This is a genomic window from Nocardioides allogilvus (assembly GCF_003047285.1).
GTDB lineage: Bacteria > Actinomycetota > Actinomycetes > Propionibacteriales > Nocardioidaceae > Nocardioides > Nocardioides allogilvus.
The window spans coordinates 161,785-177,208 of record NZ_PZYX01000001.1 but is presented as its reverse complement, the minus strand read 5'-3'; the positions used below and the strand labels follow the sequence as shown (position 1 = coordinate 177,208).

Below are 15,424 nucleotides of genomic sequence, written 5' to 3'. Positions count from 1 at the left end.
CGACCCGTCGACGGCCGGAGCCCCGTCAGTCGAGGCAGAACTCGTTGCCCTCGACGTCCTGCATCACCAGGCAGGACTCGTTGACCTCGTCGGCCTCCAGCAGCCGCACCCGGCGCGCGCCGAGCGGGAGCAGCCGCGCGCACTCCGCCTCGAGGGCAGCCAGGCGCTCGGCGCCCACGAGCCCGGTGCCGACGCGGACGTCGAGGTGCAGCCGGTTCTTGACGGTCTTGCCCTCGGGCACGCGCTGGAAGAACAGGCGCGGGCCGGCACCGGTCGGGTCGACGCAGGCGAACGCCGAGCCCTGCTCCTCGGCCGGCAGCGACCGGTCGAACTCGTCCCAGCCGGCGAAGCCCTCCGGGGGCGGGGGCACGACGTAGCCCAGCACGTCGCACCAGAAGCGAGCCACGCGCTCGGGCTCGGCACAGTCGAAGGTGACCTGGAACTGCTTGACCGCCGCCATGATCACCACCCTAGAGGCGTTCAGCGGTGTTGCCACAGGAGGATCTTCGGCAATTCCCGGTATCTGCAAAACTCCCGCGACGGATGTCGGTGCGGCAGGCAACAATGAGCCGCGATGACCACCACCGACACCGCCCCACGCTCGCGATGGATCGACAAGGCCAAGCCGCCGTCCCCCCTCGCGGGTCGGTTGGCGACCCAGTCGCTCCTGTTCGCCCTCGGTGAGGGCACCTTCATGGCCGGCTCCGCGGTCTTCTTCACCCAGATCGTCGGGCTGAGCGTCGTGCAGGTCGGGGTCGGTCTGACCATCGCCGGCCTCTTCGGGTTCGTCGCCGCCTATCCGATGGGCCGCATCGTCGACCGCGTCGGCGCCAAGCGCTGCTGGTCGATCAGCAGCGCCGGGCAGGCCGCGATGTTCGCCGTGTGGCCGTTCATCGACAGCTTCCAGGGCTACATCGCGATGGCCGTGGTCATGGAGGTGATCGGCGCCCTGGGCGGCACCGCCCACGGCGCCTACACGATCGACGTCCTGCCGCCCAAGGAGCGCGTGACCTCGCGCGCCTACATGTACTCCGCGCTCAACGTCGGCTTCACGCTCGGCTCACTGGTCGGCGGCATCGCGCTGGCCTTCGAGTCGCTCACGCTGCTGTCCCTGGTCCCCTACTTCACCGCCGCGGTCTTCATGACCAACGCGGTCAACGTCACCCGGCTGCCCGACGCGCCCCACGACATGCGCACCACCGAGGAGCGCAAGGTCAAGGTCGCCGGCCCCGGCCCGCTGAAGAACCTCGGCTGGATGCTGTCGATGTTCTTCTCCGGCACGCTGTGGTCCAACCAGGTCATCCTCAACCTCGTCATCCCGCTGTGGCTGGTCGAGAAGACCGACGCCCCCTGGGTCGTGCTCGCGTTCCTCTTCGGCACCAACACGGTGATGTGCATCTTCCTGCCCCTCGCCGCGGCCCGCGGGATCAAGGACAACAGCACCGCCCTGCGCGCGATCCGGGTCTCCACGGTGTTCTTCATCGTCTCCTGCGTCGTCACGCTGTCCACCCACCACTCCGTGGGCCTGTGGACCGTGCTGCTGTTCTTCCTCGGCCACGTCACGCTCACCGGCGCCGAGCTCTACCTCTCGGCCGCGAGCTGGACCTTCGAGGCCGAGCTGATGGACCCGAGGCGACGGGGCGAGTACCAGGGCGCCGCCGAGCTGAGCAGCACGCTCGGACGCGTCTGGGCGCCCGCGCTCTACACCTTCCTGGCGATGAACTGGGGCTCGGCCGGCTGGCTGCTGATCGCCGCGATCATCACCGTCGCCGCCGTCGGCCTGCACCCCTCGGTGAAGCTGGCCAAGCTCTTCCTGGAGGAGCACGTCCCGGCCCACGTGCTGGCCGATGCGTCGGCCTCCGAGGACCCCGAGGACGTCGCGCCGCTCGGGCCGCCCACCGTGGAGCAGCCCGGCGAGCCCGGCGGCGTCAGCGCCCTGACACAATCCGTCGGTGGCAACCCCGACTGACTGGCTCGCCGGAGCCCGCCCCCGCACCCTGCCCGCTGCCGTCGCTCCCGTCCTGACGGGCACCGGCGTCGCGGCGTACGTCGACGAGCCGGTGTGGTGGAAGGCCGCCCTCGCGCTCGTGGTCAGCCTCGCGCTGCAGGTCGCGGTCAACTACGCCAACGACTACTCCGACGGCATCCGCGGCACCGACCAGGACCGCGTCGGCCCGATGCGCCTCGTCGGCTCGGGTGCCGCGTCACCGAAGGCGGTCAAGACGGCCGCCTTCCTCGCCTTCGCCGTCGCGGGCGTCGCCGGCCTCGTGCTCGCCGCGACGACGGCCTGGTGGCTGGTCGCGGTCGGCGCCGTGTGCGTGCTGGCCGCGTGGTTCTACACCGGCGGCTCGAAGCCCTACGGCTACCTCGGCCTCGGTGAGGTGATGGTGTTCGTCTTCTTCGGCCTGGTCGCGGTGATCGGCACGACCTACGTCCAGACCGAGACCTTCGAGCTGCTGGCGCTCCCCGCCGCCGTCGGCATCGGCGCCCTCGCCTGCGCCATCCTCGTGGTCAACAACCTGCGCGACATCCCCACCGACACGGTGGCCGGCAAACGCACCCTGGCCGTGGTGCTCGGCGACGAGCGCACCCGCTACCTCTACTCCTTCCTCGTCGGTCTCGCCGCGGTCGCCGTCGTCGCGGTCGCTGCTGCGTCGACCTGGTGGAGCCTGCTCGGGCTGGTCTTCCTCGTCCGGATGCTGCCCCCGCTGCGCACGGTGCTGGGCGGGGCCACCGGACCGGGCCTGGTCCCCGTGCTCCAGCAGACCGGGGTCGGGCAGCTCGTCTGGGCCGTCCTCGTCACCGCGCCTCTCATCGTCCTCGGTGTCGGTGGTTGAGGAGGTCCGAAGGCCTGTCCCGAAACTCGGTTGCCCCGTTCACTAGCGTGGTGAGCGTGGACTACGACTTCCGAACGCTCGATCCCCGAGACGAGTCCGAGGCGGCCACGGCCGCGCTGACCGCGTGGCTGCAAGCAGTCAGCCAGGGCTTCCACGACGGGACGCCGGGCGAGCTCAACACCCGGCTCTGGCTCGAGACCATGCGCACCGACGAGCAGCGCGTGGTCGGCGCCTGGCTGCCCGAGGGCGAGTTCGGCGCAGGGCCGCGCCCGGTCGGCACGTTCTCGAGCTTCGACAAGACGCTCAACGCCGGCCTCGACGTCATCCCGGTGCACATGATCACCGACATCACCGTCAGCCCCGCCCACCGGCGCCGCGGCCTGCTCAGCCGGATGATGGTCGAGGACCTCGCGGCCACCGACCTGCCCGTCGCGGCCCTGACCGTCTCCGAGGGCTCGATCTACGGGCGCTTCGGCTTCGGCGCCGCCAGCTTCCGCCGGCGCATCGAGGTCGACACCGACGCCCGGTTCTCCTTGCGTGCGTACGCCGACCCGGGCCGCTGCGAGCTGATGGAGCCCGCCGACATGTGGCCGGTCATCAGCGATCTCTTCGACCGCTTCCATGCGAGCACGCGTGGCTCGCTCGAGCGCCCGACGTTCTACCGGCCGATGCTGACCGGGGAGATCGACTTCGCCACCGGCAGCGCCGACACCAAGCTCCGCGGCGCGGTCCACCTCGATGCCGACGGCAACCCGGACGGTTACGCCCAGTGGAAGGTCGGCGAGGGCGAGAACGCCAAGCCCAAGCCGGTCAACGCCAACCTCCTGACCCTCACCAACGAGGCGCACCTCGGGCTGTGGCAGTTCCTGGCCGGGATCGACCTGACCGACCGCGTCACCGACAACGGGAGCCGGCCCGACGACACCCTCGACTGGAGCGTGACCAACTCCGACGTGGTGCACGTGAAGTCGGTGATCGACCACATCTGGCTGCGCGTCCTCGACGTGCCGGTCGCCCTCGAGGCACGGCCGTGGTTCGCCGACGACTCGCTCGTGCTCGGCGTCGACGACCCGCTGGGGCACGCGCAGGGCGCGTTCACGATCACGGCTCGCGACGGTCGGGCGAAGGTCTCGTCGACCAGCGACTCCGCCGACGTGCTGCTGACGGCCGAGACGCTCGCATCGCTCTACCTCGGCGGCGTCTCCGTGCGCACCATGGCGCGCGCCGGGCGGATCACCGGCTCGGCCGACGCGGTGTCACGGCTCGCGGCGTTGATGGACGGCGGCGCGGCGCCGTACAGCCTGACGAGCTTCTAGCCGACCCGTCAGTCGTTGTCCTCGCGCGCCTTGCGCTCCTCGAACTTCGAGGCGGCACGCGAGGCGCGCTCCTCGACCCGGCGGGCGAAGGCGTCGCGCTGGCGGTTGAGCAGGAAGTAGGACAGCACGCCGGAGGCGATGAAGGCGATCACGACCGGCCACAGCGCGGGGACCTTGCCATCGGTGAACAGCGACCAGACGAGCAGGACGGTGATCAGGCAGGCCACGAAGAGCGCGATGCGCAGGCCGGTGTAGACGACGAATTCCTTCACAGGGAGGTCTCCTGGGACGTGATGGTGGTGGTGTCAGCCGCGTAGGAGTGCTGGCTGGCCGAGCTGAAGAAGTTGATGCCGATGAAGTTGAACCACAAGGTGGCCAGGCCGACGAGAGCGACGATCGCAGCGTTGCGACCCTTCCAGCCGGCGGTGGCGCGGGCGTGGAGGTAGGCGGCGTAGACGACCCAGGTGATGAACGCCCACACCTCCTTTGGGTCCCAGTTCCAGTAGGACGACCAGGCCTGGTGGGCCCAGATCGGCCCGGTGATGAGCACCGCGAAGGTCCACACCGGGAAGCCGAAGGCGTGCATCCGGTAGGAGATCCGGTCGAGGGAGGCCAGGGCCGGCAGGCGCGCGACATAGCCGCGCTCTGCCCTGGAGCGCTCCTTGAGGAGGTAGAGCACGGACGCGATGCCGCCCAGGGTGAAGGCGCCCGTCGCGATCACCGCGGAGACGACGTGGATCACCAGCCACGGCGAGTAGAGCGCCTCGGTCAGCGGCGCGACCGGGTCGTAGAGCCAGATGACGCCGAGCATCATCATCGACAGCACGAACGCGACCACGAGCGGTCCCATCCACTCCAGCGCGAAGCGGCGCAGGAAGAGGAGGTAGAGCAGGCCGACGAAGAACGTGCCCGACAGCGTGAACTCGTACATGTTGCCCCACGGCACCCGGTTGGGGTCCGCGGCCATCCCGCGCGCGAGGAGCGCGACGAAGTGCACGCCGACCCCGAGGACGGTGAGGAGTACGGCGAGGCGCCCGGCCATCGCCGTACGACCCGTGGTCACGACGACGTCGGCGGGGAGCTTGCGCAGCGCAGCCCACTGGACGAGGTGGGCGAGCAGCGCCAGGAAGTAGACGACGCCACTGGCCGCGACCGCCTGGTTGCTGAGCGCTTCCCACGATGCGTCGGTCACGACTTGTCCTCTTTCGGTTCTTGGAGTGAGTCCATGATCGCCGCGAGCTCGAGCTCGCCGCGCTCGGGGTCGCCGCCGTTGCTTCGATCGAGGGCACCCAGGTCGACGACGGTCTGTCCGTCCTCGGAGCGCCGGGTGCGCACCCAGACCCGGCGGGGCCGGATGAACAGCGAGCCGAGCAGCCCGATCAGCGCCATCACGACGCCGGTGAGGGCGACGAGCTTGCCGGGGGTGCGACTGATCTGCACCTTGTTCCAGCGCTCGATGCCCTCGAAGGTGACCGAGCCGAGCCCGTCGGGCAGCTTCACCGTGTCGCCCGGGCGCAGGTCGAGGCGCAACGGCTGCCCGTCGGCCTTCATCACCTGCTCGGCGTCGGCCTTGTCGAGGACGTAGACGGAGTCGCCGGTGCCCGCGTCGAGGCCCAGGTCGCCGGTGTAGACGAACATCGACAGCAGCGGGTTGAGCAGGTCGCCGAAGCTGGAGCGCGGCATCCCGTCGCCGAGCGCGAAGGTCGGGTAGAAGTCGCCCTCCAGCCCGATCTGGCCGGGGCGGGCGTCGGCGGCCTTGACGACCCCGAAGGACGCGAAGGTCTGGTCGGTGGGCAGGAAGACCGTCGGGCCGGTGGCGGCGATGTCGCCGTTGCCGTCGCGGATCGTGATGACCGGCGCATAGCCGTGGCCGATCAGGAACACCTCGGTCTTGCCGATCGTCAACGGGTGGTTGACCTTGAGGTCATAGCTCTCGGGCTCCGCGTCGGGCGTCTCGCGGTATTCCAGCTCGCTGACGAACTTGCGCGCCATGCCCGCGCGCGGTCCCTCGGTCAGCCACTCGGCCTCGAAGTCCTTGATCGTGAAGGTGAACTGCTCGAGGTCGTCGCCGTCGAACAGGGAGCCGGGCACGAAGTCGTCGTACTGCGTGAGGTCGTTGGAGAAGCCCTGACCGACGCCGACGATCACGCCGCCCTTGTAGCCGAACAGCCCGCCCAGCGCGAAGCCGACCAGCACCACCAGCACCGAGAGGTGGAAGACCAGGTTGCCCGCCTCGCGCAGGTAGCCCTTCTCGGCCGACACCGAGCCGGAGCCCTCGGCGGTCGAGCCTGTCGAGACCACCCGGTAGCGGCGCTTCCTCAGCGCTGCCGCGGCCCGCTCTAGCACGTCGTCCGGCGCATCGTCCGTCGTGTACGCCGCGTGCTCGGGCAGCCTCGACAGGTTCCTCGGCGCCCTGGGCGGCTGGGCCCGCAGCGCGCGCCAGTAGACGGCCGTGCGGGGCACGATGCAACCGACGAGGGAGATCATCAGCAGGATGTAGATCGCCGAGAACCACGGGGAGTCGTAGACCGAGAACAGGTCGAGCTTCTCGTAGACCGGGGTGAGCTTCGGGTGGGCCTCGCGCCAGCGCGAGGCGGCGAGGGAGTCGACGTCCTCCTGCGGCACGATCGAGCCGGGGATGGCGGCCAGCGCCAGGAGCAGCAGCAGCACCAGCGCCGTACGCATCGACGTGACCTGGCGCCAGGCCCAGCGACCGAGCTCGCGCGCCGTCATGTCGGTGGGCATCGGGGTGGCCTGCCGATCGCGGCCCCCGGTGTCCTTCTCGACCGTGTCGCTCACGTCGCTCACACCGCGACCTCGAAGTTGCTGACCAGCCGCACCTGCAGCCACTGCACGGCCCAGTCCCAGGCACCGGTGACGAGCAGGACGCCGACCAGGATCAGCATCAGCCCGCCGATCCGGGTCACCCACTGCTGGTGGCGGCGGACGACGGCGAAGGCCGAGAGCGCGCGGCGGTAGGCGAGCGCGGCGAAGATGAACGGCAGCCCGAGGCCGAGGGCGTAGACGGCCGAGAGGAGCGCGCCGCGAGCGGCGGTCGCCTCGTTGGCCGACAGGGTGAAGATGACGCCGAGGGTCGGGCCGACGCACGGGGTCCAGCCGAGCCCGAAGAGGAACCCGAGGAACGGCGCCGCCACCAAGCCGACGGCGGGCACCTTGTGGAAGCGCATCTCCCGCTGGAGCAGCGGGACCAGGCCGATGAACGCGAGCCCCATCACGATCACGAAGACGCCGAGGACGACGTTGAGCTGCTGCACGTGGGCGGCCAGCCAGAGCCCGAACTGACCGGTGATGGCGCCCAGCGCGACGAAGACGACGGCGAAGCCCAGCACGAACAGGCTCGAGCCGGCCAGCAGCCGGCCGCGGCCGTGGCGACCCTCGGCGAGGTCGGAGCCGGAGATGCCGGTGGCGTAGGAGAGGTAGCCCGGCAGCATCGGGATCACGCACGGCGAGAAGAACGAGACCAGGCCGGCGATCAGGGCCACCGGGAGGGCCAGGACCAGCGAGCCGGAGCCCGCGGTCTCGCGGAACCAGTCACCCACCTGTGGTGCCCCGGCTCTCGTTGTCGACGTCCTCGACCAGCGTGACGAGCGTGCCCACCGACGGCAGTCGGCCCGAGACGACCGCCGCGACGCGGCCCTCGCGGTCGAGCACGAACGTGGTCGGAGGCGAGCGGACCGGGTGGACGGCCGAGAAGTCGAGCAGTGCCTTGCTGTCCGGGTCGTAGATGGACGGGTAGGGCACCTCGTTGGTACGGACGAAGGCCCGCGCGTTGTCGACCGACGCGTCGCGGATGTTGAGGCCGACGAACTCGGCGGCGCCGGCGGTCTGCTCCGCAGCCTCGTTGAGGTCGGGCTGCTCGACCCGGCACGGCGTGCACCACGCACCCCAGACGTTGACGACCACGACACCGCCGCGGAGGTCGGCGAAGGAGATCTGCTTGCCGTCGAGGTCCTCGCCCGTCACGTCGATCGCCTCGCCGCGATCAGCCGCGGGGATCTGGGTGACGGCACCGTCCTGGGAGATGAAGCCCTTGTCGCCGGTGCCGTCGAGGGACGAGCAGCCGGTCGTGACGACGGTGAGCAGGGCGAGCAGCGCGACGAGGTTCCTCACGGTCGGTCTTCCGCCTTGGCGCCACCGGCGGAGAACGGCGCCGAGCGGTCGCCGACGGGGATGAGGTCGCCGGCCGGCTCGGAGTAGACGACCTGGTGCAGCGCGTCGCCGTCGAAGTGCAGCGAGGTCACCGAGCACAGCGTGCACTGACGCGTCTTGGGGTGGTGGAGGTAGGAGCGCTTCTCCACGAACAGCCGCGTCGTCCAGATCGGCAGCTGGTGCGACACGATGACCGCCTCGTGGCCACGGGCCGCGTCGCGGGCGTCGTCGACGGCCGCCATCATCCGGGCCGCGATCTCGTCGTAGGGCTCGCCCCACGACGGCTTGAGCGGGTTGTAGAGGTGGCGCAGCAGTGCGGGGTTCTTCAGGAACGTCTTCGCGCCCCCGCCGAAGTTGACCCCCTCGAACCGGTTGGCCGACTCGATCACGCGCGGCTCGAGGACCGGCGTCAGCCCGCGAGCGGCGGCGAGCGGCGCGGCCGTCTCCTGCGCGCGCTCCAGCGGCGACGTACGCATGTGCACGATGTCGCGCTCGCCGAGGGCCTGTCCGATGCGCTCGGCCATCGTGCGACCGAGCTCCGAGAGGTGGAACCCGTCGCGGCGCCCGTAGAGGACGCCCTCGGGGTTGTGCACCTCGCCGTGGCGGAGCAGGTGGACGATCGTCTTGTCACTCATGCGGATCCAATCGCAGCAGCGGCACGGGCGGCGCCGGGGAGCGCCGCGAGGACGGTGGAGACGGCCCGCTCGTCGTGGGCCGAGGAGACGAACCACGACTCGAACGCCGACGGCGGGAGATAGACCCCGGCGTCGAGCATCGCGTGGAAGAAGGCGGCGAAGGCCTGGGTGTCCTGCGTCGAGGCACCCGCGAAGTCGGTGACCTCGCCGTCGCGGAAGAACACCGAGAACATCGTGCCGGCGCTCTGTACGCCGTGGGGCACACCGGCGGCCGTGAGCGCGTCGACCACGGCGGACTTGATGGTGTCGGCGGTGGCCGACAGGTCGGCGTACACCTCGGGCGTCGCCAGGCGGAGCGTGGCAAGGCCGGCGGTGGTGGCGATCGGGTTGCCGGACAGCGTGCCTGCTTGGTAGACGGGGCCCTCGGGCGCCAGGCGGCTCATCACGTCGGCGCGACCACCGAAGGCCGCGGCCGGGAAGCCGCCGCCCATGACCTTGCCGAAGGTCATCAGGTCGGGGGTCCAGCCCTCGACGGCACCGTCGAGGCCCCAGCCGCCCTCGCGGGTGGCGCGGAAGCCGGTCATCACCTCGTCGCTGATGAACAGTGCGCCGTGGTCGCGGCAGGTCTGGGCGAGGAAGCCGTTGAAGCCGGGAGCGGGGGGTACGACGCCCATGTTGCCCGGCGTCGCCTCGGTGATCAGGCAGGCGATCCGGTCACCGTGCTCGGCGAACGCCGCGCTGACGGCGGCGCGGTCGTTGTAGGGCAGCACGATCGTCTCGCCGGCAGCGCTGGCGGGGACGCCCGGCGTGCCGGGGACCGCGAGGGTGGCGAGGCCGGACCCGGCGCTGGCCAGGAGCGCGTCGACGTGGCCGTGGTAGCAGCCGGCGAACTTGATGACGATGTCGCGACCGGTGAAGCCGCGGGCCAGGCGCAGCGCCGACATCGTGGCCTCGGTGCCGCTGGAGACGAAGCGGACCTTCTCGACCGGGGTGCGCGAGACGATCTCCTCGGCCAGCTCGACCTCGGGCTCGGTGGGCGTGCCGTAGGAGGTGCCGCGGGTGACGGCCTGCGCGATCGCCGCCTGCACCTCCGGGTGGGCGTGGCCGAGCAGCATGGGCCCCCAGGAGCAGATGAGGTCGACGTAGTCGTTGCCGTCGACGTCGGTCAGCCAGGCACCCTTGGCGCTGCGGATGAACCTGGGCGTGCCGCCGACGGCGTTGAACGCCCGGACCGGGGAGTTCACCCCGCCCGGCGTCACTGCCTGGGCCCGCTCGAAGAGCGTGCTGGAAACGGGGGCGGGACGGGCAGTCACCGGGTTATTGTCGCGTAGTCCCCAAGCAAGGGACGATTCGGACCTCGCGACGTGTTGGGCATCACACCAGGGTGTTGCGACGTAACTCACTGTGACACCATTCGTTGAGAGCCTTGCACGCACTTGAGGGAGTGCCGTGCTCTGACCGCAGCACCCTCAGGGGAGACAAGCAATGCCCACTTTCAACCGGTTGCAGAAGGCGACGGCCGTCGTGCCGCTCGCCGTGCTCTCCGTCGCGTGGACCGCCAGCCTGACCGGGATCGGCGCGAGCGCCGCCCTGGCCGGCGACGTGACCACGACGCTGCCCGACGGCAGCGCCGTGCCGACGCAGGCGATCGAGGCCCCGGCGAGCGTCTCCTCCCCCACCTCCGTTGCTCCCGCCGCCGCGAGCGGCGACACCGGCGACATCATCGCGACCGCCTCCACCAGCGGCATCCCGTCGGCCGCGCTCGCCGCCTACCAGCGCGCCGAGGCTGTCATCAACTCCGCCGACAAGGCGTGCGAGGTCTCGTGGCAGCTGATCGCGGCCATCGGTCGCGTCGAGTCCGACCACGGTCGCTTCGGTGGCAACACCCTCAGCGAGGAGGGCGTCGCCGAGCCCGGCATCTACGGCATCGCGCTCAACGGCAAGAACAACACCCAGAACATCACCGACACCGATGCCGGCCAGTACGACTCCGACACCAAGTTCGACCGCGCCGTCGGCCCCATGCAGTTCATCCCGTCGACCTGGTCGGTCGTCGGTGTCGACGGCGACAACGACGGCAAGCGCAACCCCCAGGACATCGACGACGCCGCGCTCGCGACGGCCGTCTACCTCTGCTCCGGTGACGACGACCTGTCCACCGACAAGGGCCAGCGCGCCAGCGTCTACCGCTACAACCACTCCAACGACTACGTCGACCTGGTGATCTCGATCATGCAGGCCTACATGGACGGCGACTTCACGTCGGTGCCCAACGGCACCACTTCCGCCGGGGTCTTCCTGCCCAACACCACCGGGCCGACCACCTCGCCGGTGCGCAGCGCCAAGACCAAGGCCGCCAAGGGTCGCGACGAGGCCGTGGTGCGGGGCAGCACGAGCACCGCGGCCCCGACGGTCAAGCCGACGCCGACGAAGCCGACCACGTCGACAGCGACCCCGACCCCCAACCCGACTCCGTCGCCGACCAAGGACCCGGTCAAGCTGCCGATCCCGACGAAGCTGCCCAGCCTGCCGACGACCAGCGTCACCCCGCTCGACCAGACGCTCACCGTCGCCCAGGCCCAGGCCCAGTGCCTGACCAGCGGCATCTCGGCCCTCGACCTGGCCGCGCTGAACGCGTGTGTCGAGGACCTGATGACGCCGTAGCCACTCGCTCCACGACGAAGGCCCGCCGGTTCCCCGGCGGGCCTTCGTGATTTGCCGAGTCGGCGTCAACACACCCCCACCGGGCGGGGGTCAGCGACCGAGCAGGCGGGCGGCGTCGGCCGCCCAGTAGGTCAGGATCACGTCGGCACCCGCGCGGCGGATGGAGGTGAGGGTCTCGAGCACCGCGGCGTCGCGGTCGAGCCAGCCGTTCGCGGCGGCGGCCTCGACCATGGCGAACTCGCCCGAGACGTTGTACGCCGCCACGGGCACGTCCACGGCGTCGCGGACCCGGCGCACGACGTCGAGATAGGGCAGCGCCGGCTTCACCATGACGATGTCGGCACCCTCGGCCACGTCGAGCAGCGCCTCGCGCACGCCTTCGCGGACGTTGCCCGGGTCCTGCTGGTAGGTGCGCCGGTCGCCCTCGAGGGAGGAGTTGACCGCCTCGCGGAACGGCCCGAAGAAGGCGGAGGCGTACTTCGCGGAGTAGGCCAGGATCGACACCCCGGAGTGCTCGGCGGCGTCGAGCGCGCGCCGGACGACCGCGACCTGGCCGTCCATCATCCCGCTGGGGCCGACCATGTCGACGCCGGCCTCGGCCTGCGCGATGGCCATCTCGGCGTACGCCGCCAGCGTCTTGTCGTTGTCGATCTCGCCATCGGGGGTGAGCAGGCCACAGTGGCCGTGGTCGGTGAACTCGTCGAGGCACAGGTCGCTCATCACGGTGAGCGTGTCGCCCACCTCCGCGACGACGTCGTTGATCGCGAGGTTGAGGATGCCGCTCGGGTCGATGGCACCGCTGCCGACGGCGTCCTTGGTCGACGGGATGCCGAAGAGCATCACCCCGCCCAGCCCCAGCTCGGCGGCCTCGGCTGCGGCGGCCTTCAGCGAGTCACGGGTGTGCTGGACGACCCCGGGCATCGAGGAGATCGGCACTGGCTCGGAGATGTCCTCGCGGACGAACACCGGAAGGATCAGCTGGCTCGCCTGCACCGACGTCTCGCCGACCAGTCGGCGCAGCGCAGGGGTGCGCCGCAGGCGGCGCGGCCGGATGACCGGCCCGGTGATGTCGGGTTGCTCCTCGTTCGCGATCACGCCTGAAGCCTACGGGTCGCCGAGCCGCGACCCTCCGCTGCGCCACGGACGACGAAGGGCGGCGACGGAGTCTCCTCCGTCGCCGCCCTTCGTGCCGTGTCCGGCTCAGCTCACTTCGCGCGGGCCTTGCGGCGGGCGGTGGGCTTGCGCTCGCTCGGCTTGGTGACCGGCTCGCCGGCCTCCAGCAGGTCGAGGCGACGGCTGGCACCGAAGTCGGCGAGGGCGTCCACGAGGACCTCCACGTCGGGCTTCGAGGCGAGTACGTCGACGCGCAGGCCGTGCTCCTCGGCGGTCTTCGCCGTGGCCGGGCCGATGACCGCGATGATCGTCGAGGGGTGCGGCTTGCCGGCGATGCCGACGAGGTTGCGCACGGTCGAGGACGAGGTGAACACGACGGCGTCGAACTTGCCGGTCTTGATCGCGTCGCGGGTCTCCGCCGGCGGCGGCGTGGCGCGCACGGTGCGGTAGGCGGTGACGTCGTCGCACTCCCAGCCCAGGTCGATCAGGCCGGCGACGAGGTTCTCCGTGGCGATGTCGGCGCGCGGCAGGAAGACCCGGTTGATCGGGTCGAGCACGTCGTCGTACGGCGGCCAGTCGGCCAGCAGGCCGGCAGCGGACTGCTCGCCCGTCGGCACGAGGTCGGCGCGCAGGCCCCAGGCAGCGATGGCCTCGGCGGTCTTGTCACCGACAGCGGCGATCTTGAGGCCGGAGAACGCGCGGGCGTCCAGGCCGTACTCCTCGAACTTCTCGCGCACGGCCTTGACCGCGTTGACCGACGTGAAGGCGATCCACTCGTAGCGGCCCTCGACGAGGCCGCGGACGGCCTTGTCCATCTGCAGCGGGTTGCGCGGCGGCTCGACCGAGATGGTCGGGACCTCCTCCGGCACAGCGCCGTACTCGCGCACGCGACGCGACAGCGAGCCGGCCTGCTCCTTGGTGCGCGGCACCAGGACGCGCCAGCCGAAGAGCGGCTTGGTCTCGAACCACGACAGCGTCTCGCGCAGGTTGACGACCTTGCCGATGACCGTGATGGCCGGCGGCGAGATGCGCGCCGCGCGGGCGTCGGCGGCGATGTCGGCGAGCGTCGAGGTGACGGTCGCCTGCTCGGTGGTGGTGCCGACGCGGGTCATGGCGACGGGCGTCTCGGCCGAGCGACCGGCGGCAATCAGCGCGGCGGCGATCTCACCGATGGTGCCGACGGCCGAGAGCAGCACGAGGGTGCGGTCGTCGGAGTACTGGCTCCAGTCGACCTTCGGGCCGCAGGTGACGACGGCCATCTCGCGGTGGTCCTTGGTGGTCAGCGGGATGCCGGCGTAGGCCGGGACCGCGGAGACCGACGAGACGCCGGGCACGATGTCGAAGCCGACGCCGGCCTTGACGCACGCCTGCGCCTCCTCGGGACCGGAGGCGTAGAGGAACGGGTCGCCGGTCATCAGGCGAACCACGCGCGACTTCTTGCCGTGCTTGACCACGACCTTGGCGCGCGCGGCGTGGGTCAGCGGCTGGCCGTCCTCACCGAAGCCACCGTCGACGACCTGCGGGCCGTCCTCGGTGACCGTGAGCAGGGCGTGCACCAGATCGGCGTGCTCGGGCGCCTCGGTGATGATCACCTCGGCGTCGCGCAACAGCTCCACCGCCCGCACCGTCATCAGGCCGGGGTCGCCGGGGCCACTGCCGACGAACGACACCCAGCCCCTCGTGGTGGTGGCGGGCGCCGTGGTGGCGGCGTTGGACTGGGCGCTCTGTGCTCGCGTCATGACTGCTTCCTCACTGGTGCTTCCATCCCTGTGCTGTCCATCAGGCTTGCGGCGCCCTCGGCGAGCATCTCGCTCGCGAGGCGGTTCCCCGTGGCAGCGGCGTCGTCGACGCTGCCGGTCGTGCTTGTGCGGATCGACAGGCCGCCGTCGAGTGACAGCGCGATCGCCCGGATCCACAGCTCGTCGCCGTCGTCACCCTCGACGACCTCGGCCAGGGCGCCCAGGGGCGCCGAGCAACCGGCTTCGAGGGCGGCGAGCAGGCTGCGCTCGGCGGTGACGGCCACCCGGGTGGGGTGGTCGTCCAGCCGGGCGAGGTCGGCCAGGAGGTCGGTGTCGTCGCTGCGGCACTCGATCGCCAGCGCACCCTGTCCGGGGGCCGGCAGCATCTGGAGCGGGTCGAGCACCTCGGTGGCCTCGTCGACGCGTCCGAGGCGGGCCAGTCCGGCACGCGCGAGCACGACCGCGTCGTAGTCGCCGCTGGCGACCTTGGCGATGCGGGTGTCGACGTTGCCGCGGATCTCCACGATCTCGACGCCGAGCCCGAGGGCTGCGAGCTGGGCTGCGCGACGCGGCGAGCCGGTGCCGACGCGGCTGCCCGCGGGCAGCTCGCCGAGGGTCAGGCCGTCCCGGGCGACCACGACGTCGCGCGGGTCCTCGCGCGTGGGTACGGCGGCCAGGGTGATGCCCTCGGCGGGCCAGGTCGGGAGGTCCTTGAGCGAGTGGACGGCGACGTCGACCTCGCCGCGCAGCAGCGCGTCGCGCAGGGCGCTGACGAAGACGCCCGTGCCGCCCATCGTGGCGAGCGGGGCGGTGTTGGTGTCGCCCTCGGTGGTGATCTCCACGAGCTCCACTTCACGCCCCAGGCGCTGGCGAATCAAGTCGGCGACATGACCGGACTGGGTGGTGGCCAGGAGCGAGCGGCGGGTGCCGAGCCGGATGCTGCTCAGGGG

General features: G+C 71.0%; 15 protein-coding genes. 4 read left to right on the top strand and 11 right to left on the bottom strand.

Annotated elements, in window-relative coordinates; translation table 11 throughout:
- Positions 1-25 precede the first annotated feature (25 nt).
- A complete protein-coding gene (locus C9J87_RS00920) occupies positions 26-460 on the bottom strand; it encodes a VOC family protein (RefSeq protein WP_107704715.1) in 435 nt (144 codons plus the stop codon).
- Between the two features lie 114 nt (positions 461-574).
- Here C9J87_RS00920 and C9J87_RS00915 point away from each other — a divergent pair, with 114 nt between their 5' ends.
- The 3 genes from C9J87_RS00915 to C9J87_RS00905 are packed head-to-tail and all read left to right on the top strand — an operon-like array spanning position 575 to position 4,153.
- On the top strand, positions 575-1,969 hold the full coding sequence (locus C9J87_RS00915) for an MFS transporter (RefSeq protein ID WP_107704498.1): 1,395 nt from the start codon (positions 575-577) through the stop codon (positions 1,967-1,969).
- Positions 1,953-2,837 (top strand): 1,4-dihydroxy-2-naphthoate polyprenyltransferase, encoded by an 885-nt coding sequence (locus C9J87_RS00910; protein WP_107704497.1) that lies wholly within the window; start codon positions 1,953-1,955, stop codon positions 2,835-2,837. The genes C9J87_RS00915 and C9J87_RS00910 overlap by 17 nt, the downstream gene beginning before the upstream one ends.
- A 56-nt stretch (positions 2,838-2,893) precedes the next feature.
- Positions 2,894-4,153, top strand: a complete 1,260-nt coding sequence (locus C9J87_RS00905; protein WP_198652189.1) for a GNAT family N-acetyltransferase — start codon at positions 2,894-2,896, stop codon at positions 4,151-4,153.
- 8 nt (positions 4,154-4,161) lie between these two features.
- Here C9J87_RS00905 and C9J87_RS00900 read toward each other — a convergent pair whose 3' ends face one another.
- From C9J87_RS00900 to hemL, 7 genes are read right to left on the bottom strand one after another with little or no spacing between them, the layout of a single operon-like run.
- Positions 4,162-4,425, bottom strand: coding sequence for a DUF4229 domain-containing protein (locus C9J87_RS00900; protein ID WP_010831479.1), 264 nt, complete (start codon positions 4,423-4,425; stop codon positions 4,162-4,164).
- Positions 4,422-5,345 carry a c-type cytochrome biogenesis protein CcsB gene (gene ccsB, locus C9J87_RS00895; protein WP_010831478.1) on the bottom strand — a complete coding sequence of 308 codons (924 nt, stop codon included), beginning with the start codon at positions 5,343-5,345 and terminating at the stop codon, positions 4,422-4,424. The genes C9J87_RS00900 and ccsB overlap by 4 nt, the downstream gene beginning before the upstream one ends.
- Entirely contained in the window at positions 5,342-6,961 is a 1,620-nt protein-coding gene (gene resB / locus C9J87_RS00890; RefSeq protein ID WP_010831477.1) for a cytochrome c biogenesis protein ResB, read from the bottom strand. The genes ccsB and resB overlap by 4 nt, the downstream gene beginning before the upstream one ends.
- Positions 6,958-7,713 carry a cytochrome c biogenesis CcdA family protein gene (locus C9J87_RS00885; RefSeq protein WP_010831476.1) on the bottom strand — a complete coding sequence of 252 codons (756 nt, stop codon included), beginning with the start codon at positions 7,711-7,713 and terminating at the stop codon, positions 6,958-6,960. The genes resB and C9J87_RS00885 overlap by 4 nt, the downstream gene beginning before the upstream one ends.
- Complete coding sequence (locus C9J87_RS00880; protein WP_010831475.1) at positions 7,706-8,284, bottom strand: TlpA family protein disulfide reductase; 579 nt, start codon at positions 8,282-8,284, stop codon at positions 7,706-7,708. Before C9J87_RS00880 ends, C9J87_RS00885 begins: the two co-directional genes overlap by 8 nt.
- Positions 8,281-8,958: a histidine phosphatase family protein gene (locus tag C9J87_RS00875; RefSeq protein WP_010831474.1), complete on the bottom strand. Its 678-nt coding sequence runs from the start codon at positions 8,956-8,958 to the stop codon at positions 8,281-8,283. The genes C9J87_RS00880 and C9J87_RS00875 overlap by 4 nt, the downstream gene beginning before the upstream one ends.
- Positions 8,955-10,271, bottom strand: a complete 1,317-nt coding sequence (gene hemL / locus C9J87_RS00870; protein ID WP_036490004.1) for a glutamate-1-semialdehyde 2,1-aminomutase — start codon at positions 10,269-10,271, stop codon at positions 8,955-8,957. The genes C9J87_RS00875 and hemL overlap by 4 nt, the downstream gene beginning before the upstream one ends.
- A gap of 172 nt (positions 10,272-10,443) precedes the next feature.
- On the opposite strand from hemL, the gene C9J87_RS00865 reads away from it, so the two are divergent.
- Positions 10,444-11,622 (top strand): lytic transglycosylase domain-containing protein, encoded by a 1,179-nt coding sequence (locus tag C9J87_RS00865; RefSeq protein WP_010831472.1) that lies wholly within the window; start codon positions 10,444-10,446, stop codon positions 11,620-11,622.
- Between the two features lie 90 nt (positions 11,623-11,712).
- Here C9J87_RS00865 and hemB read toward each other — a convergent pair whose 3' ends face one another.
- The 3 genes from hemB to hemC form a co-directional block, all read right to left on the bottom strand.
- On the bottom strand, positions 11,713-12,717 hold the full coding sequence (gene hemB / locus C9J87_RS00860; RefSeq protein ID WP_010831471.1) for a porphobilinogen synthase: 1,005 nt from the start codon (positions 12,715-12,717) through the stop codon (positions 11,713-11,715).
- Positions 12,718-12,827: 110 nt separating this feature from the next.
- Positions 12,828-14,474 carry a bifunctional uroporphyrinogen-III C-methyltransferase/uroporphyrinogen-III synthase gene (locus tag C9J87_RS00855; RefSeq protein ID WP_010831470.1) on the bottom strand — a complete coding sequence of 549 codons (1,647 nt, stop codon included), beginning with the start codon at positions 14,472-14,474 and terminating at the stop codon, positions 12,828-12,830.
- The gene (gene hemC / locus C9J87_RS00850; RefSeq protein ID WP_198652252.1) at positions 14,471-15,421 is read right to left on the bottom strand and encodes a hydroxymethylbilane synthase; all 951 of its coding nucleotides are present in this window, start codon (positions 15,419-15,421) and stop codon (positions 14,471-14,473) included. Before hemC ends, C9J87_RS00855 begins: the two co-directional genes overlap by 4 nt.
- Between the last annotated feature and the right edge of the window lie 3 nt (positions 15,422-15,424).

Coding starts and splice junctions, on each gene's coding strand:
- C9J87_RS00920 (WP_107704715.1), bottom strand. CDS start 460: ATGGCGGCGGTCAAGCAGTTCCAGGTCACCTTCGACTGTGCCGAGCCC.
- C9J87_RS00915 (WP_107704498.1), top strand. CDS start 575: ATGACCACCACCGACACCGCCCCACGCTCGCGATGGATCGACAAGGCC.
- C9J87_RS00875 (WP_010831474.1), bottom strand. CDS start 8,958: ATGAGTGACAAGACGATCGTCCACCTGCTCCGCCACGGCGAGGTGCAC.
- C9J87_RS00865 (WP_010831472.1), top strand. CDS start 10,444: ATGCCCACTTTCAACCGGTTGCAGAAGGCGACGGCCGTCGTGCCGCTC.
- C9J87_RS00855 (WP_010831470.1), bottom strand. CDS start 14,474: ATGACGCGAGCACAGAGCGCCCAGTCCAACGCCGCCACCACGGCGCCC.